At 45.7% G+C, this 18,046-nt stretch carries 21 protein-coding genes; 4 read left to right on the top strand and 17 right to left on the bottom strand.

All coding sequences use genetic code 11. The annotated features are described in order from the left end of the window. Nucleotides 1-9: 9 nt before the first annotated feature. From med to M1D94_RS15195, 3 genes are all read right to left on the bottom strand, one after another. Nucleotides 10-963 carry a transcriptional regulator Med gene (gene med, locus M1D94_RS15185; protein ID WP_014476425.1) on the bottom strand — a complete coding sequence of 318 codons (954 nt, stop codon included), beginning with the start codon at nucleotides 961-963 and terminating at the stop codon, nucleotides 10-12. Nucleotides 964-1,053: 90 nt separating this feature from the next. Further along, entirely contained in the window at nucleotides 1,054-1,611 is a 558-nt protein-coding gene (locus M1D94_RS15190) for a hypothetical protein (RefSeq protein ID WP_029317608.1), read from the bottom strand. Between the two features lie 81 nt (nucleotides 1,612-1,692). Beyond that, nucleotides 1,693-2,427 carry a hypothetical protein gene (locus M1D94_RS15195; RefSeq protein WP_032721340.1) on the bottom strand — a complete coding sequence of 245 codons (735 nt, stop codon included), beginning with the start codon at nucleotides 2,425-2,427 and terminating at the stop codon, nucleotides 1,693-1,695. A 248-nt stretch (nucleotides 2,428-2,675) separates the two neighbouring features. On the opposite strand from M1D94_RS15195, the gene M1D94_RS15200 reads away from it, so the two are divergent. Beyond that, the gene (locus tag M1D94_RS15200) at nucleotides 2,676-2,861 is read left to right on the top strand and encodes a YjzD family protein (RefSeq protein ID WP_003245236.1); all 186 of its coding nucleotides are present in this window, start codon (nucleotides 2,676-2,678) and stop codon (nucleotides 2,859-2,861) included. 46 nt (nucleotides 2,862-2,907) lie between these two features. Here M1D94_RS15200 and M1D94_RS15205 read toward each other — a convergent pair whose 3' ends face one another. The 13 genes from M1D94_RS15205 to M1D94_RS15265 all read right to left on the bottom strand — a co-directional run bounded on the left by M1D94_RS15205 (nucleotide 2,908) and on the right by M1D94_RS15265 (nucleotide 16,170). Next, the gene (locus M1D94_RS15205) at nucleotides 2,908-3,087 is read right to left on the bottom strand and encodes a YjzC family protein (RefSeq protein WP_003245356.1); all 180 of its coding nucleotides are present in this window, start codon (nucleotides 3,085-3,087) and stop codon (nucleotides 2,908-2,910) included. A gap of 85 nt (nucleotides 3,088-3,172) precedes the next feature. Beyond that, on the bottom strand, nucleotides 3,173-4,132 hold the full coding sequence (argF, locus tag M1D94_RS15210) for an ornithine carbamoyltransferase (RefSeq protein ID WP_032721338.1): 960 nt from the start codon (nucleotides 4,130-4,132) through the stop codon (nucleotides 3,173-3,175). After that, nucleotides 4,120-7,212, bottom strand: a complete 3,093-nt coding sequence (locus tag M1D94_RS15215; protein WP_014476420.1) for a carbamoyl phosphate synthase large subunit — start codon at nucleotides 7,210-7,212, stop codon at nucleotides 4,120-4,122. Before M1D94_RS15215 ends, argF begins: the two co-directional genes overlap by 13 nt. Next, nucleotides 7,205-8,266, bottom strand: coding sequence for a carbamoyl phosphate synthase small subunit (locus M1D94_RS15220; RefSeq protein WP_172850425.1), 1,062 nt, complete (start codon nucleotides 8,264-8,266; stop codon nucleotides 7,205-7,207). Before M1D94_RS15220 ends, M1D94_RS15215 begins: the two co-directional genes overlap by 8 nt. Before the next feature lie 70 nt (nucleotides 8,267-8,336). Next, nucleotides 8,337-9,494, bottom strand: coding sequence for an acetylornithine transaminase (locus M1D94_RS15225; RefSeq protein ID WP_032725391.1), 1,158 nt, complete (start codon nucleotides 9,492-9,494; stop codon nucleotides 8,337-8,339). Next, a complete protein-coding gene (gene argB / locus M1D94_RS15230) occupies nucleotides 9,491-10,267 on the bottom strand; it encodes an acetylglutamate kinase (protein WP_014476417.1) in 777 nt (258 codons plus the stop codon). The genes M1D94_RS15225 and argB overlap by 4 nt, the downstream gene beginning before the upstream one ends. A 14-nt stretch (nucleotides 10,268-10,281) precedes the next feature. Further along, nucleotides 10,282-11,502, bottom strand: coding sequence for a bifunctional ornithine acetyltransferase/N-acetylglutamate synthase (argJ, locus tag M1D94_RS15235; RefSeq protein ID WP_103803842.1), 1,221 nt, complete (start codon nucleotides 11,500-11,502; stop codon nucleotides 10,282-10,284). A 19-nt stretch (nucleotides 11,503-11,521) separates the two neighbouring features. Continuing rightward, nucleotides 11,522-12,559 (bottom strand): N-acetyl-gamma-glutamyl-phosphate reductase, encoded by a 1,038-nt coding sequence (argC, locus tag M1D94_RS15240; RefSeq protein ID WP_021479565.1) that lies wholly within the window; start codon nucleotides 12,557-12,559, stop codon nucleotides 11,522-11,524. Between the two features lie 205 nt (nucleotides 12,560-12,764). Then, on the bottom strand, nucleotides 12,765-13,304 hold the full coding sequence (locus tag M1D94_RS15245) for an MFS transporter (RefSeq protein ID WP_003232993.1): 540 nt from the start codon (nucleotides 13,302-13,304) through the stop codon (nucleotides 12,765-12,767). Then, nucleotides 13,304-14,734, bottom strand: coding sequence for an FAD-binding oxidoreductase (locus M1D94_RS15250; protein WP_456270271.1), 1,431 nt, complete (start codon nucleotides 14,732-14,734; stop codon nucleotides 13,304-13,306). The genes M1D94_RS15245 and M1D94_RS15250 overlap by 1 nt, the downstream gene beginning before the upstream one ends. A gap of 61 nt (nucleotides 14,735-14,795) precedes the next feature. Beyond that, nucleotides 14,796-14,966, bottom strand: coding sequence for a YqaE/Pmp3 family membrane protein (locus M1D94_RS15255; RefSeq protein WP_003232996.1), 171 nt, complete (start codon nucleotides 14,964-14,966; stop codon nucleotides 14,796-14,798). A gap of 64 nt (nucleotides 14,967-15,030) precedes the next feature. Then, entirely contained in the window at nucleotides 15,031-15,339 is a 309-nt protein-coding gene (locus tag M1D94_RS15260) for a metal-sulfur cluster assembly factor (protein WP_014479422.1), read from the bottom strand. 63 nt (nucleotides 15,340-15,402) lie between these two features. After that, nucleotides 15,403-16,170 (bottom strand): prolyl oligopeptidase family serine peptidase, encoded by a 768-nt coding sequence (locus M1D94_RS15265; RefSeq protein ID WP_003233006.1) that lies wholly within the window; start codon nucleotides 16,168-16,170, stop codon nucleotides 15,403-15,405. A 120-nt stretch (nucleotides 16,171-16,290) separates the two neighbouring features. On the opposite strand from M1D94_RS15265, the gene yitU reads away from it, so the two are divergent. The 3 genes from yitU (at nucleotide 16,291) to M1D94_RS15280 (ending at nucleotide 17,557) form a co-directional block, all read left to right on the top strand. Beyond that, nucleotides 16,291-17,103 carry a 5-amino-6-(5-phospho-D-ribitylamino)uracil phosphatase YitU gene (yitU, locus tag M1D94_RS15270; RefSeq protein ID WP_064671227.1) on the top strand — a complete coding sequence of 271 codons (813 nt, stop codon included), beginning with the start codon at nucleotides 16,291-16,293 and terminating at the stop codon, nucleotides 17,101-17,103. A gap of 103 nt (nucleotides 17,104-17,206) precedes the next feature. After that, nucleotides 17,207-17,359 carry a hypothetical protein gene (locus M1D94_RS15275; RefSeq protein ID WP_003245103.1) on the top strand — a complete coding sequence of 51 codons (153 nt, stop codon included), beginning with the start codon at nucleotides 17,207-17,209 and terminating at the stop codon, nucleotides 17,357-17,359. Next, nucleotides 17,360-17,557: a DUF3813 domain-containing protein gene (locus M1D94_RS15280; RefSeq protein WP_003245613.1), complete on the top strand. Its 198-nt coding sequence runs from the start codon at nucleotides 17,360-17,362 to the stop codon at nucleotides 17,555-17,557. Nucleotides 17,558-17,587: 30 nt separating this feature from the next. Here M1D94_RS15280 and M1D94_RS15285 read toward each other — a convergent pair whose 3' ends face one another. Then, on the bottom strand, nucleotides 17,588-18,043 hold the full coding sequence (locus M1D94_RS15285) for a BsuPI-related putative proteinase inhibitor (RefSeq protein WP_014479419.1): 456 nt from the start codon (nucleotides 18,041-18,043) through the stop codon (nucleotides 17,588-17,590). Nucleotides 18,044-18,046: the final 3 nt, after the last annotated feature.

Here is an 18,046-nt window from a genome sequence, read left to right on the forward strand (position 1 = left end):
GTCACTCCATTACTCGTTTTTTGGCAGCTCGCCTGTTTTGTTGTATGTTTTGATCAGCTTGGCGATTCTTTGCTGAAAGTCTTTGTCGACGAGCGGGCTGAATGTTCCCATCTCAACGACTCCCGTATTCAGGTCGTAGTAATGATCGCCGCCCTCAAGGGTGCCTTTATTAAATTGTTCAGCAATGATTTCATAGGCCTTGTCCACATTTTGCACCGTGCTGGTTAATACGGTATTCTCGCCCAGATCCGATTGATCTGTGACGTAGCCAATGGCATAAAGACCGTCTTTTTTGATTTGCTGAATAACAGGAACATTATACCCGTCTCCGGCGGGATACACAACATCCGCGCCTTCGTTCTTCATTTTCTGATAAAGCTTTACTGCTGTTGTATCATCATCCCAATGATCCGTATATTTCGTATTTACCTCTATATCCGGATTTTCATACTTGGCCCCTTTGATAAAACCGTCAACCTCAGGCTGCCACGTAAAGGAAGCAATTACACCGACCTGATTCGTTTTCGACATATGGGCAGCAGTCATTCCTCCAAAAAAGCCCATTGCTTCCCCGCTAAAATGGACACTCGTTACATTATCAGCTTTCGCTTTCGCATTGGAAATGACGAATTCCATATCTGGATAATCTTCGCCGACCAAGTTAAACACCTCAGCATATTCACTCCCATGGCCGTAGAGCAGATTGACACCCCTCTTATGAAAATCCTCAATCGCATTTATGATATCTTCTTCTGTTTTAACGCCTTCTTTATAATAGACGTCCACATTGTATTTGGATTGTATATTCAGTAATCCTTTATACCCTTTTGTGCCCCATACGAGGTCATTAATCGTATCAGGAAAGAGCATGCCGACCTTCTCAATTTTTCCTTTGAACGGAGTTTGTCCACATCCACTCAATAAAAGGAGGACAGAAAAGATCATGACAAGCCTTGTGATCAAGTCATGTTCAACTCCTTTTGACAAGCTATAACATGTATTATTTTTATACGTTTATTGTATCTAGAAAACTCGAAACATGGAAGGTTTTTCTTAATATTTGTCGAAAATTGATGAAAATTGTCTTTTCCACTCGATAATTTTTGTTTTTGCTTCTTCTTTTGAGGTTTTCTCTGTGACTTGCAATTCAAAAAGCTGATCTTTGCTATGACGGCTTGGTTCTAACAGGAATCTCAGCAACTCGTCAGCCACGTCGTTTGTGTAATAGCCTTTTTCCTCTGTTTCTTCTTTCCATGGCCCATACATTTTCGGCAGGATCACGGTTTTTTCCGAGCCTGTTTTTTCACGTTTTTCCCATTCTTTTCGGTCTTCTTCATATACTAAAATATAAGGAGAATCACATTGGTCTAAAGGCAAAAAACTTCCGAACTGGATACAAATTGTATCATAATTTTGGTCTCCAATGTGTTCAAGCTGGCGAAAGAGTTCATTTCTCCCAAGCCACATGAGTCTTTCTTCTAAGTACATTTGTCTCATTTTATCTTCTGTTTCCGCCAGAACAACGTCAACATGTATGCCTTCATCCATCATTCGCTCACATAATGAAAGGCCGAAAAATTCGTCCGCACCTACAATCAGCGTTGATTCCATTGCATCTGCCGCCCTTCCGGTTTTTCATTTCCCAAAACAAAACAGCCTCCGCAAAAGAGAAGGCTGCTGTCATTATATTCTCTATAATTCTTTTTCATGACTATGAAAGAATTTGCAAATTGATGCATAAATTCTGCTTGGATGCTCAAATAAATGAAATGTCATGTCGACCGGTGAGCCTTGCTTTTGCTGTTTTTCCTTGAAAACTTCCGCATGTACACTGTAGGGATATGGAGCTCCGGTCATACGCTGCCATATATGAACCGGTACGCCGCTCGGGTAGCTTTGAATTGTTTTATAACGAAGCGCTTCCGCTTCTTTTTCAGAAATTCCGTAGCTTTTCGATACTTCTTTCAAAAATTGCTTATAGAAAAATTTATTTTCTTTTTCCGATTCATAATGTGCCTGAAGATCGAGACAAGGATTCAACATTGCGGCTGAGCGGATATGATCCGGGGAAAAACGAAGCAGTTCATCGGCCACGAGAGCACCCATGCCTTCTGCTAAAATATGAATCTTCGGATTGAGGATTTCCTGCTTCAACACAGAATGTATCAGCTGTTTGGCATAGGTGACTGCTTTTTCCGCCCCCCAATGCCTTCCGAACAGATTGCTGTTAAAAAGAGTGTATCCTTCATTCATCAACATGCTCAGAAGCTGATTTCTGCCATAATGCTGCTGCCAAAAGCTTGAATCATGTCCGACAAAGTGGGTTCTGTCCCCCAAGATAAAGATGCCGAAGCCGTTCGGGCGATAGGGCAGATGAATGACATTATGCTCCGTTCCCAGTTGAAAGTATCTTTCCGTTATTCCCATCGCTTGCCCGCCTCCTTTCACACTTCATCTCACGCTATCTTATGTAAATAGAAAAGAAACGAATAAGGTAAAGTCCTAGCCTTTTACATTTTTGGCTATTATACTGATTGACGTTTTATATTTTACCATTAAAGTGTGACGAATCAGACTCTTTTGTCACCTCACTTTCTGCTAAAATTGGATTCCCCCTTCGCTTTTTGTATGGTATGATAACTTTTAGAATAGAATGAGAAGGACGAGGTGGAAACGTGCGATATATTATTGCCTTTATTTGGACGTTCCTTTTATCACATATGGCATGCTACTTGGTTGCAAGCATGAACAGCGTTACGTATAATTTCAAAACATCATCTGTCATTGCTGTTGTACTGTATGTCTTAATCATGGTTTTAGCAGAAATCATGCCTATGAACAAAAATGCAAGCCAGCATTAAAAAGCCAAAAAACCCAAAACATTTATTGTTTTGGGTTTTTTAGTGGTCACGGCTTTCTTTTGTAGGTCCACAGCCGGTTGTGGTTTGATGTTTCGGGAAACATTTCCCCTGCTGACAGATGGACCTTTTGAGGGTTTTTAACCATGCTCCCTGTCTCGCCGATTTCTACGTAGACACCGTTATTAGGCGCTTTCTGTCCGGGCCGGAATTGGTGCTGCTGTCCCACTGTTTTTCCTCCTTTTCCTTTTTGCTGTAGTATGCGCCTAAGCGGCTGTGAATATGTTGCCATCAAAAAAACTGCTGAGTTTGGCTCAGCAGTTTTTTGATGATTCCCCTTTATATAAAATGGCCTTCAGCAGTGCTTTTTGCACATGAAGACGGTTTTCCGCCTGCTGGAACACTGCAGAGTTCGGCCCGTCAATAATCTCCGCAGTCACTTCTTCCTCACGATGCGCAGGGAGACAATGTAAAAATGTATAGTCAGGCTTGGCATGGCTGACAAGCGCCGCATTCACCTGATAAGGCGCAAAGACAGCAAGACGTTCTTGCTCTTCCGCTTCCTGCCCCATGCTTGTAAACACATCAGAATAAATCACGTCCGCGTCTTTTACAGCTTCAATCGGATCATCTGTCAGCGTGATAGAAGAGCCGGATTGAAGTGCATATGTTTTTGCCGCTTCAGCTGCTTCATCTAACACTTCATATCCCTTTGGCGAAGCGATCGAGATATCACAGCCCATTTTCGCGCAGCCGATCATCAAGGAGTGCGCCACGTTATTTCCGTCACCGATGTATGCGACTTTTACGCCTTTAAGCTTCCCTTTTATCTCCTTAATCGTCAAGAGATCCGCCAGCGCCTGGCATGGGTGGTATTTATCGGTAAGTCCATTGATCACCGGAATGTCAGCTTCTTTGGCAAGTTCCTCCACCTTTTCATGTTCAAAGGTCCGGATCATGATGGCATCCACATAGCCTGACAGCACTTTTGCCGTATCAGCGACAGTCTCACCGCGCCCCAGCTGCAGATCTTTCTGGCTTAGAAAGAGGGCGTTCCCGCCGAGCTGCGCCATGCCCGCTTCAAATGAAACACGTGTCCGCGTTGATGATTTTTCAAAAATCATCGCCAAGGTTTTGCCATGGAATATAGGCTGAATTTTGTTTTGTTTCAGCTCACCGGCCTCTGCGAGCAAGGCGTTTATATCCTCTTCACTAAGGTCCTTTAACGTTAATAAATCTTTTCCGTATAAACTGGTTTGCGTCACTGTGTGCATGATGCCACTTCCTTTTTATAGAGGTCTTTGAGAGATACAGGCTGCGGATGGCCTGAACCGCTTTGTAAAAACGCCCGCACAGTTTCTTCTTCTGTAAAGACGGGGATGCCGTGCGTCATGGCTTCCAAACGTTCTTTGCGTGCTTCTTCAGAACCGCTCAGATTAATGTGGAGCGATTTTCCTTCCTGTTCCATCCATGAGGCAAATGTTCCTTCATGTATTGTAAAACCTGCGTTTTCTGCTAACTCCTTCACATCTTCCGGAACGTTTTGCAAATAAATGCTGCCTTTTTGACTCCAGACTCTTGTATAGATTTTTTTCAAGGCACTGTTAGCATCATATGCGACACACATGCCTTCTCCCGTTGATTTCATTTCCGGCCCAAGCTTGACATCCACATCTTGGATCGCATGAGAAGAAAAAACAGGGAACTTCACGGCAACTCCATGATGATTTTGAACTGCCGGATTTAGATCTTTTAAGGACGCTCCCGCCAGCAGTCGTGTGGCGAGCGGAATCATCGGAACGCCCATTACTTTGCTGACGACAGGAACCGTGCGGCTCGCTCTCGGATTCACTTCAAGAACGAGTATGTTTCCATTGTCGATCACAAATTGAATGTTCATGATGCCTTTAAATGAAAGTTTTCGGGCAATTTTTTGTGCCGCATCTTTCATGCCCTGCTGCAGCCCGCTCGTGATGGACGGTCCCGGAAGAATGGCAAAGCTGTCCCCCGAATGGACACCCGCCCGTTCAATATGCTCGGTATATGTCGGGATAAAGACATCCTCGCCGTCGGAAATCAAATCAATTTCGACTTCCTTTCCAGATACATACTGATCAATCAAAATCGGGTATGGCATGCTGTCCTCATCATTCAGCAGCTGAGAAAGCTGGGCTTGCGAGTCAACAATGATCATGCCCATTCCGCCGATAACATAAGATGGGCGGATTAACACCGGATAGCCGATCTCACTCGCTTTTGAAGCGGCTTCTTCTTTTGTATAGGCAATTTCTCCTTTTGCGTGCTTCAATCCCAGCTCATCAAGAAGCTGATAGAATTGATCCCGATCCTCTAACACATCGAGCGTTTCAAACGAAGTGCCGAGAAGGGTAATGCCGGCTTTTTCGAGTGCTTCAGCAGCATTGATTGCAGTTTGGCCGCCGAATTGCACAATTGCAAAATCAATATTCTCCTGCTCCGCCACGTTTACAATATGCTCCGTTGTCATCGGTTCAAAATACAGGCGATCCGCAATTTCATAATCGGTGCTGACCGTTTCCGGGTTATTGTTAATCATGATGGTTTCGAACCCAAGCTCTTGCAGTGTCAGCACGCCGTGAACCGCACTGTAATCAAATTCAACGCCTTGGCCGATCCGAATCGGGCCTGATCCGATAATGAGCGCGCGTTTTTTCTCTTTGCGGCTGATGTCTCCATCGGTTTCTCCGAAATATGTGGAGTAAAAATAGTTTGTTTTCGCATCAAACTCAGCCGCGCATGTATCGACAATTTTGAAGGAAGGTGTAATGCCCATCTCCTTGCGAAGCGCGCGCACCTCTACCTCTGTTTTGCCGATCAGTGAGGCAATCGTTGCGTCTGAGAATCCCTTTTCCTTTGCTTTTTTCAATAATTCAAAAGAGAGATCACTCCCTGCTTCCATCAGGCGGTTTTCCAATTTGATGATGTTGTTAAAGGTATGCAGGAAAAACGGATCAATTTTTGTTTTCGCATGAATGTCATCAATCGTCACGCTGCGGCTCAACAGCTCCATGACAACGAAAAATCTGCGGTCATCCGGAGTGATTGCCAAATCCCATAGCGTATCAATTGACAACCCGCTGAGCTCTGGAAGGTGTGTTCCGATATTTTTTAACTCAAGGGACGCGGCTGCCTTCTGTATCGCCGCTTCTAAATTCCGCTCAATCGCCATCACTTCACCGGTGGCTTTCATTTTTGTGCCAAGCTTGCGGTCTGCGTTTTTGAATTTATCAAACGGCCAACGCGGAAATTTGACGATCACATAGTCCAGTGCCGGTTCAAAGCTTGCGTAAGTCGAGCCTGTGAGCGGATTTTTCAGCTCGTCAAGGGTGTATCCGACTGCCAGTTTCGCGGCCATCTTCGCAATCGGATAACCGGTCGCTTTAGATGCGAGAGCCGATGACCGGCTTACACGCGGATTCACTTCAATGACGTAATATTGCTTGCTGAATGGATCAAGCGCGAATTGAATGTTGCAGCCGCCTACAACATCAAGTGCTGAGATGATCGTCAGACTTGCTGTCCGCAGCATTTGATAGTCTTCGTCTGTCAATGTTTGTGACGGCGCCACAACGATAGAGTCACCTGTATGCACGCCGACCGGATCGATATTTTCCATATTGCAGACGGTAATGCATGTGTTATTGCTGTCACGCATGACTTCATATTCAATTTCTTTAAAACCGGCAATGCTTTTTTCGACAAGGCATTGATTGATCGGACTTGCTAATAGCGCCTGTTTAATCATAGCTGTAAAGGCTTCTTTATCAGGGGCGATTCCTCCGCCCTTTCCGCCTAATGTGTAAGCCGGTCTGATAATAACAGGAAAACCGATGGATTCCGCAAAATGGAGGGCATCGGCCTCGTTATCAACAATTTCACTCTCCGGCACGGGCTGTTTTAATTCATTCATTAACGAACGGAATTTTTCCCGGTCCTCTCCTTTTTGTATCGTTTCAACGGATGTGCCGAGGAGTTTGACGCCGTGCTCTTTTAAAACACCCGTTTCTTCAAGCTCCACCGCTAAATTCAACGCGGTCTGACCGCCTAAATTGGCAAGAAGCCCATCAGGCCGTTCTTTCTTAATGATGGCTGTCAGGCTTTCTGCTGTCAGAGGCTCAAAATAAATTTCATCAGCGAAGGCTTCATCAGTCATAATTGTCGCCGGATTGCTGTTGACGAGAATGACCCGGTAGCCCTCCTCCTTCAGCGCGATGCACCCTTGAGTGCCTGAATAATCAAATTCTGCCGCCTGCCCGATGATGATCGGGCCTGAGCCGATTACTAATATGCTTGAAATACTGGTGTCTTTAGGCATGCGCGATTTCTCTCCTTGCTGGTATCACATTCTTTAGATAATCATCAAAAATCCATTCGCTTTCCGCAGGTCCGGGATGGGCTTCCGGGTGGAATTGAACACTCATGACAGGCAGTTTTTTATGGGCAAGCCCTTCAACTGACGTATCATTGACATGATGAAACCTGATGGTGAGCTCTTCTTCATTAATCGACTGTTCATCAACCACATAGCTGTGGTTTTGGCTTGTCATAAAGACCCGTTTCGTCTTACGGTCGATGACCGGATGATTAGCTCCCCTGTGCCCGAATGGCAGCTTAAAAGTATTCCCTCCAAACGCGAGCGCGATCAGCTGATGTCCGAGACAAATGCCTAGAGTCGGAAAGCGGCTGATGATGCTTTTGATCTTTCCTAAATATGGATGGATTGCTTTCGGATCTCCAGGTCCGTTCGATAGCACAATGCCATCGGGTTTGATGTTGTATACGGCCTCCATTTGCTGGTATGGCACCACGGTAACCTTGCAGCCTCGTTTGACAAGTGATGATGCGATTGACTTTTTATAGCCAAAATCAATGAGAGCGATATGTTTATTCCCGTCGCCGAATGTGCTAATTTCCTGGGCGGAAGCCTGCTCTGCCACATTCTCTGGTTGAAGGGCAATCTCAGCTCCTTCTTTAGAGGCTGTGACTGTCGCACCCATCGTCCCGTTTTCCCGGATTTTCTTCACGACAGCCCTCGTATCAACATGGGTTAACAGCGGAATGTTCCATTTCTGTAAATACTCCTTGAGGCTGTATACCGCTTCATAATGAGAAAAGTGATCACACGCCTCATAGACAACCGCGGCTTTTACTTGCGGTTTCTTGCTTTCAAAATCCTTTTCATTTATGCCGTAGTTGCCAATCAGCGGGTAGGTAAATACAATAATCTGTCCCTTATATGATGGATCTGTCAGCACTTCCTGGTAGCCTGTCATTCCTGTGAAAAAAACAGCTTCTCCCGTACAGTTTTCATGACCGTCCAGCTCGCCGCTGAACGATGTCCCATCTTCTAACACTAAATAACCTTCCATCTAACAGCCCACCTCTTGATGAATAATTAATTATAAAAATGAATTTTTATGCCTTTATATCGAAAAAAAATCACTGGTTTACAGCGGAATGATGAGCGATTGCCTGTTTCAGCTTGCTGACGGCTTCTGCTATTTCATCCTTAGTCACGGTGAGCGGCGGCAGCAGCCGAATCACGTTCGGGCCGGCCGGCAATACAAGCAAGCCTAATGTCTGCAATTCAGCAATAATGTCAGCAACCGGGCCATCACACTCAATTCCAAGCATTAATCCTTTACCGCGGATTTGTTTAACAAAAGGGCTCTTTAGCTCTGCCTCAAGCTGTTCTTTTAAAAACGCCCCTTTGTCAGCAGCCTCTTGCAAAAAGTCAGGCTGGAATACAATTTGCAATGTTGCATTCACAGCAGCCATCGCCAGCATGTTTCCTCCGAAAGTCGTTCCGTGAGAACCAGGGGTAAACGCTTCTCCAAGCTGTTTCTTTCCGATGACAGCGCCGACCGGAAAGCCGTTTCCCAATCCTTTGGCGACTGTGATGATATCCGGTGAGAGTCCGAAGTGCTCATATGCGAAGCCTTTTCCCGTCCGTCCGATGCCGGTCTGGATTTCATCAATGATAAGAAGGACTTGCTTTTCCTTGCAAAACGACTGTACGGCTGATAAAAATTCAGCACTCGCCGGATTGACTCCTCCTTCTCCCTGCACTGTTTCAAGCATCACCGCGGCAATATCGCCTTCCTCCCCAAGAGCTTTAAAAGCAGAAGGATCATTGTATGGCAGGTAGTGAAAGCCTTCAAGCATCGGGCCGAAGCCTGTTTTGATTTTATCCTGTCCGGTCGCAGCCATCCCTGCATACGTGCGGCCATGGAACGACTGAAGAAAAGTGATGATTTTTGTTTTTCCAGTTGCTTTTCTGGCAAGCTTTATCGCACCTTCATTCGCCTCCGCGCCGCTGTTGCAGAAAAAGACAAGATCTCCCGCACTATGCGCTGCCAGCTTCTGCGCCGCTTGCTCTTGGAGACTGTTTTGAAACAGGTTGGATACGTGCCATACGCTGTCAAGCTGTTTTTTGACTGCCTCTGTCACCGCTTCATGGCAGTGTCCTAGATTTGATACCGCAATCCCCTGAATGAAATCAAGGTACGTTTTGCCGTTTTGATCCTCAACGTACGTTCCCTTTGCTTTTTTGATGTCAATATCCCAACGGCCGTAGGTTTGAAACAAGCTGCTCATGAAACAGCCTCCTTTGCTTTGACGATTTTTGTCCCTTGAAAGGTTTGTTCTGCGAAGAATGATCCTTTTCCATTTACGATCATGACTTCAGACACCTGATCTGATAAAGCTGACAAGGCTGAATTGACCTTCGGGATCATCCCTCCTGTGATCACTTCCTGCTTGATCAGCATCTGAATCTCCTTAGGGGTCAGGACGTCCAGACGCTGCTTTTCCTTCATGATTCCATCGACATCCGTGACGAACATCAGCTTATCGGCTTCAAGCGCTCCGGCGACTGCTGAAGCAGCCAGATCAGCATTTACATTCAGCGTTTTGCAGTCGCTTGTCATAGACAGCGGCGCAATAACGGGGATGATGCCATTTTCCATCAGCGCGTTCACCATGGACGCATCGACTTTTTTGATTTCTCCCACTTCTCCGTATGTTTCCGGATCTAGATAATCAGCCTCCAAAAGACCTCCATCCTTACCAGAAATGCCTGCGGCTCGCAGTCCGTGTTTGGCAAGCTCAGCAACGAAAAATTTATTGACAGAACCGGATAAAACCATTTCCGCCACTTCCAGCACCGGCTTCGTTGTTTTCCTCTGTCCGCCCGAAAACTCTGTCTTGATATTTAACCGTTTCAGCATATTCGTGATTTCCGGTCCCCCGCCATGTACGATCGCCAGCTTCCAGCCTGACGCCATCAGCTCTTTCAGATTTTGAAAAAATTCTTCCGACAGCTCACGGATGACGCTTCCCCCGCATTTAAAAACGATTGTTTTCTTCATTTCGCTCCCCTTTATTACGTGCGATAGCTCGCGTTAATTTTGATATAGTCATAGGTCAGGTCACAGCCCCACGCTCTTCCGTTCCCATCCCCTTCATCCATCTTGATGACAATGGTGATTTCATCTCCTTCAAGATATTCTTTGGCGAGAGATTCAGAGAATGGCTGAGGCTCGTTATTCTTAAACAGGCATTGGCCGCCAAGATAAACCTCTACTTCTTCTGCCGTCACTTGAGCTGCGGAGTGTCCGATGGCTCCGATGATCCGCCCCCAGTTGGCATCTGTTCCGTATACTGCCGTTTTCACGAGACTTGAGCCGACAATCTTTTTGGCAATGACGTTTGCATCAAGATTGTTTTTCGCTCCCTGTACTTGTGCTTCAATTAGTTTTGTCGCGCCTTCTCCGTCTCTGGCAATCTCTTTAGCCAGATCCTCACAAGTGAGCAAGAGTGCTTTTTTAAAGACCGGCCAGTCTGGATGGTCTTCTGTCAGGCACTCGTTTTCGGCGCAGCCATTCGCCATAACTAATACCATATCGTTCGTAGATGTTTCTCCGTCAACTGTGATTTGGTTAAATGAAACGTCAGTGATTTCTCGAAGCGCCTTTTGCAGCGCTTTTTCTTCGATTGCCGCGTCAGTTGTCACAAATCCCAGCATCGTGGCCATGTTCGGGTGTATCATCCCTGAGCCTTTGGCCGCTCCGCCGATCGTGACTGTTTTGCCGCCGATTGCCAGTTCATAGCACGTCTGCTTGATCACCGTATCAGTTGTTAAAATTGCTTCCTCAAAATCGCCTGATCCCGCAGGTGTTCCTTTCAGCAGCTCGATCCCCGCGTGGATTTTTTCCATGTCTAAATGCTCGCCGATGACACCCGTTGATGAAACAGCGACAAGCTCCGGCTCAATGCCAAGCTGTGAAGCAAAGCTCTCCCGCATTGTGTATGCGTCCTTTAGGCCTTGTTCTCCCGTGCAGGCATTGGCAATGGCACTGTTGACGATAACGGCTTTCAGTGTCGGTCCGTGCTTTAAGCTGTCTTGTGTCACTTTGATCGGAGCAGCCTGAAAGTGGCTTTGGGTATAAACTGCTGCGCTCACAGCCGGTGTCTCGCTGATAATGACGCCGAGGTCTTTTTTCGAGTAGCGCAGCCCGCAATGCACACCCTTTGCCTGAAACCCTTTTGGCGAGGATACATCCCCTGTTACTTTTACAATTTGATCTTCACTTAACTGAATCATGGTTCGATTCTCTCCCGTTCTATGGATAAATTGGCGTGATGGTGAGTCCAGTTTCTTCATTCCAGCCATTCATCAAATTAAAGTTTTGCACTGCCTGACCGGCGGCACCCTTCATTAAATTATCGATTACCGAGACGATCGTGACTCTGTTCGTTCTCTCATCGAGGGTCACGGCGATATCACAGAAATTGCTGCCGTACACTTCTTTCGTTTGCGGGTACTGACCTTTTGGCCTCACTCTCACAAAATATGAATCTTGGTAAAATTCCGAATATAAATCATGCAGGTCATCTGCTGATAGATCACAGGTTAATCTGGTATACATCGTCGCCATGATGCCCCTTGTCATCGGAACCAAGTGAGCCGAAAATGTAATGGGCCCGAGGCCTGGCTGCCATTCATTCAGCGCCTGCTCAATTTCCGGTGTGTGCTGATGTTCATTGACTTTATAAATTTTAAAATTGTCGTTCAGCTCAGAAAAATGGGTTCCCATGGATGCTTTTCTTCCCGCTCCGGAAACACCCGTCTTCGCGTCAACGATAACGAAAGATTCATCGAGCAGTTTCTTTTGAGCCAATGGCGCGAGGCCAAGCAAAACAGCTGTTGGAAAACAGCCTGGATTGGCAATGAGTTTCGCCTGTTGAATTTGCTGTTGATTCAGTTCTGCCAGACCGTATACCGCCTCTTGAATCACCGCCTTCGGTGCCGCTGTCCGTTTATACCATTTTTCATATTCAGCCGGTTCTTGTATCCTCAGATCACCTGACAGATCAATAACCGGAATTCCCGCGTCTGCCAGCTTTGGAGTCAATTCACTTGATACTCCGGGCGGCGCAGCGAGAAACATGATATCTATTTCGTGTTTGATCGTATTCATATCAATCGGCTTCAGCTGCTGATCCGCTAAGCCGGTAAGATGAGGATAACCCTCGCTATAGACATTCCCTTCTCCGCTGGATGAATAAAGTATGCATTCCTCTGCATGAGGATGTTGCGAAAGAATCCTGACAAGTTCGGTGCCTCCATATCCTGTAGCACCTACAATTCCTATTTTCAAAACAAGTTCACCCTCTTGGTCTTTGTGAAATTATTTAACATTATAACATGAATAAAAATTAATTCAATCGTATATTTAATATTTTTATTCATTTATAAATTTTCTGTTCAATGGAAATTCCGCTCAAAAAAATCAGCATGACTTCAGCACAAAAACGTTGATGCGGCGCCGCATTTCAGCCGCATAAAAAAACAGGCTGACCGCGTCAGCCTGTTTTCATCATCATCAATCCACTCAAAAAATATAGAATAGAGCTTGCATAAAAAATCATTTGCACTGTAAAAAAGTCAGCGAGAAAGCCCCCGAGCATAATGGCTGCTGCTGAAAAGACAGCTGTCCAAAAATGGTAATTTCCAATCTTCTTTCCACGCTCTCCGCTGTCTGTAAAATTAGCGATCAGCACTTTTTCTCCATGCTTTTGCATCGCTCCAAAGAGCCCTAACAGCACTTGGACGATGTACACTTGAACGACGCTTCCGATATGCGGGACATATAAAAGCAGAACAGCCATCCCCCACGAGTTCAGAAGCAGAAAATAACGGCTGTCAAACCTTTCAGACAGCCGTCCGAGGAGCGGGTAAATGAGCGCTCCGCTCAACCCGAACAATCCGTAGGAAAAACCGAACTGTGTGTAGCTTGAGCCGATATTTTTCACAAACAGAATATAAAACGGAAAGATTAAGCTGCTTGCGAAAAACACGCTGCTTTGTGATAATGTCAGCCATTTTAGTTTGTTTTTCCCCATTATTTATACCTCTGATAAAAGTAATTCATAAAGCGCTCATCCGGGTCATAGGTTCGTTTTTTCTGAAAAAACGCTTCACTTTCCGGATATGCCTGTCTCATTTGCGCTTTTGTCTGGTAGGTCATATAAGGCAGATAATAGCTGCCGCCGTGCTTGATGGCAACGTCTGTCATGCGCCTGATGATTCGGGCAGTATCTGCCTGGTCTTCTTTTGAAAAGCCCTCGTTTATTAATAGTACGAGCGAAAACATATCGTCCTTCGCATAGGAAAGGTCGGCCTTTTCATTTTTCTGCACGTAGCGGATCGTAATGTTCAGCAGGTTCAGATCTTCGTCCGACAGCGTTTGTCTCAGATCATCAATATAGGACCCATACTCCTTCACGGGCACAAAGTATTCTTGCAAAACATCTGTGTTGTCATTGTTTTCATACTCAAGAAACTTTGATTCGGACCGCATGACGTTATTGCGTGAAATCTCTGTGCCGTTTTGGCTCAGGAAATAGGATTGCTGTGTGTCCCACAGCCAATTCCTGCCCCATTCATACCGTCTTGACAAACCGAGTGCAAACTTTGTGGCTCCCGTATACTCATCTTCTTTGAGATCGCTGTATGATGGCAGTTGATTCTGATGATCAGCCAATACGTAATTTGTGACATACATGTCTTTCAGAAATCCTTTTTTCGCTGTTGAAATTCGCGCAAGATGCATTCGGACATCTGGATTTCCTTTTACATGCTTTGAAAAATAGTCTGAGTATGTGCTGTAATTCATTTTTTCTGTCTTCATGACATACAGCTCATCATCTGTCAGCTCAAGCGTTACATCAAGAATCACGCCAAAAAGGCCGTACCCTCCGATGACCGCCGTAAACAAATCATCTTTTGGAGTGACAGTGATAATCGTCCCGTCAGCTTTTAAAAGCCGAAATGATTTGACTGTATCAATCAGCGAGCCGTAGCGAATATCACGTCCGTGTGCATTTGCGCTGAGAGATCCGCCGATTGTAAAAATGTTTTGTGACTGCATGACTTTTACCGCGAGTCCGTATGGATTCACGTATTTCTGGATATCATTCCACGTTGCACCGCTTTGCACCCTGATGGTTTTCTTCTCTTGATCGAGTGACAGGATTTTGTTGTAGCCCCTCATGTCGAGAACGATGCCGTCCTCATAATATGTATGGCCGCCCATGGAGTGCTGGGCCCCGGCGATTGAAATTTTTATGTTTTTTCGATTTGCCTCTTTGACTGTGTCAATGAGCGTTTCCTCTTCCTGCCCTTTCACTGTCTGCTTTATTTTTACAGGCATCAGGCGGCTGACATCCGTCATCTCGCTTGTGTCTGTTTTTTGCTCTGGGTTCACAGAGTACGCAAACAGTGCCGCATACGCGCCAGTACAAAGCGCGAATGCAAGCAATTTCTTTTTCATAGTGCTCTCCCTGCTGTTTTTTATGACTATTATACCATGACTGCGTCCTCATTTTTCCAAATTATCTTCTTGCCCGTTTTTCGGCACGGCGGTCGGCGACGATAAAGCAGGCGTGAATCGCGCCCGGCAGCCAAAAGATACAGGTCAATATGAGATTCAGCAAGGCCTGAAACGGTTTTCCCGAAAACAAAACAGCAAGCGGCGGGCATAAAACTGCCAGCAGGTACATCATTTCCTTTCACTCCTTTCAGCTGTAAAAAAGGACAGCCTCACATATCAGGCTGTCCTCTTTTGTTTTATTGAATGCCAAGCGCAATTTTTGCGTATCTGGACATTTTATCCCTAGTCCAAGGCGGATTCCATACAATGTGAACCTCTGTGTCTTTCACCTCAGGAAGGTCCGCTAATGCTTTTTTCACCTCATCCACGATAATCGGCGCTAAAGGGCATCCCATTGATGTCAGTGTCATCGTCACGTGCGTTAAGCCGTCTTCATCCATGTCAACGTCGTATACCAAACCAAGGTTCACGATATCAACGCCAAGCTCAGGATCGACAACCTGTTCCAGGGCGCCCATGATGTTTTCTTTTAATGCTTCTTCCACGTTCCCTCACTCCTTTTTTCTACAGTATAACGTAAATTCAGCTCTTGTTAATAACTTCGTGCTTTATAAGTACGTTTCAAACCATTCAATCGTTTTTAACACAGCTGCCCGCGGGACTTTATGGTCAGCGTTTTCATCTCCGATAAATTGCAGGCGTTCCGGCTGCTCGCTGTAATGGGATTTGATCGTGTCATAAAATTTCCGGGTCGGCGCGTAAGGCACGACCTTATCTTTTGCACCATGCCAAAATAAAAGCGGGCGCTGTTGCAGTTTCTCCGGCTGAAGGCTGAGATCCCGCAATTCGAGACGTTTCATCAGCTGCTGTACCTTCTCTTCCGGCACATCGATTTCAATGCCCTGAGATTGAATATGGTCAATCTGCTGCTGAAACAGCTCCACGTAATTGGGGCTTCCCATCAGGCTGACGCCGGCTTTTATCCAATCATACGCAGTCAAAGCGCCAAGCGTTGTGATGCCGCCCATTGACGTGCCTGCGAGACCGATGCGGCCGCCGTCTATCAGGCCTTCTTTTTCAAAATGGTTTTTAAGCACGCCGATCTCTTCAATCTCGTTTAGGACGATGTCCCAAAAATGGCCCGCCAGCTCTTCGACAGCCATTTCTTCTCCACGTTCCCCATGGTGCAGAGCCTCCGGCAGAACGGCTCTGAAGCCCTTCTCCGCAAGCAGGTAAGCAATATGAAGGTTGTGTTCCTTCGCGCTTGTAAAACCATGGATAAAGATCACGAGAGGAACAGCGCGGTGCCTGTTCTCTTCCTTTACAATATGTAAAAACGGAATACCGGAAACGGTTTGATTCTCAATTTGTATCACAATGTGCCCCTCCTTAGGATAACCATAATCATAAGTGTAACATGTAGACAATAAAGATGGTAAAAAGCTACACTGTAAGTAAGGCAAAACAAGCAAAATCTAAGGTTAAAGGAGCTTTTCATGGAGACAAAACCCTATTTAATCGCATTAGATTTAGATGGAACATTATTAAAGGATGATAAAACCATATCTGAAAACACCCTTCAGACGATACAGCGCCTAAAAGATGACGGGCATCATGTCTGCATCTCAACAGGCCGTCCGTATCGTTCAAGTTCCATGTACTACCAGCAGATGGAGCTGACAACGCCAATAGTCAATTTTAACGGAGCATTTGTCCATCATCCGCAAGACGACAGCTGGGGACGGTATCATACGTCACTGCCGCTTGATGTTGTCAAACAGCTCGTGGATATCAGCGAGAGCTACAACGTACATAACGTGCTTGCTGAAGTGATTGACGACGTATACTTTCATTACCATGATGAGCACCTGATAGATGCCTTTAACATGAACACAACAAATGTAACGGTCGGAGACTTGCGGGAAAATCTTGGTGAAGATGTGACGTCCGTACTCATACATGCAAAGGAAGAGGATGTGCCGTCAATACGCTCATATTTATCGGATGTGCATGCCGAAGTGATCGACCATAGAAGATGGGCCGCACCGTGGCATGTCATTGAAATTATCAAAAGCGGCATGAATAAAGCGGTCGGCCTGCAGAAAATCAGCGATTATTACGGCGTGCCTAGGGAGCGGATCATTGCTTTCGGGGATGAGGATAACGATTTGGAAATGCTTGAATTTGCAGGCTGCGGCGTTGCAATGGGAAATGGAATTGACGCGGTCAAGCAGATTGCCAACCGAACAACGGCCACAAATGAAGAGGACGGCGTGGCAAGGTTTTTGAAAGAATATTTCTCACTTTAAAGAAGGTCCGTATTAATTTTTCCCACTCATAAACCTTACTTTACCCCACCATACTATTGAAGACGACTCATCTCGTCAAAGTATGGAAGGGGGCAGTCTCAAAATGGGTAAACGAAGCAAATCCAGAAGGTTTATTCAGCAGGGTAAAGACTCCATCGGGCTACACGCCGCAAGATTTCCATATCGGTCTACTTTAGAAGAAGCTCACCAGCATGCCGCGGCACGAGACTCGGCTGAAAGGCAGTATGAATATTAAATGAGAAATGAACTGTTTCAGCAGGCAAAATCATTTGTTCAACAGGCGGTCATGGTGACAAACGGCTTTGAGGAAGGCGATCAGGAGCAAGCGATTCTGAGAGCCAAAAATGCTGTATCTTCTGCGTATGCCAATTCGACAGATGCGGAACGTCAACAGTTGCATCAATTTCAAAATCAGCTGGACAAACTGCAATAAAAAAAGGCTATGGCGACTCGCCATAGCCTCTTATTTGACTTCAAACTGCTGAACAGCCTGAACCTGCTTGAGATTTTCCGCCCTGCCCTTAAATGTCACCTTGACCTCATAGGTTCCGGGCTCCGGGACTTCCTTCCACACATCAGAGAAATCATATGTTTCTCCAGATTCAAGCGTCAGGTTTTGAAAAGCCTGCGTAAACATTTTGTCTTTCGAATAACGGTATCTTTCTTTGTGCTCAGAATCATACACGACAAGTTCAAATTTTTGCCCTGTGCTGAATTGAAACTCAATAGCACGTTCGCTTTGGTTCTTCAGCGACATGTTAAACTTGATTTGTTCAGGCTCCTGAATTGCGTCAATAGATAAAACAACCTCTTGATTCTCCATTCCGCCTGATACCTCCTTATCGGGTTCTGTCTGCTCATCTTTCCCGCAGCCTATCAAAAGCAGCACGGGGAGGAGCATCACAAGCAGCCGTTTCACGAC

The organism is Bacillus sp. JZ109 (assembly GCF_053903135.1).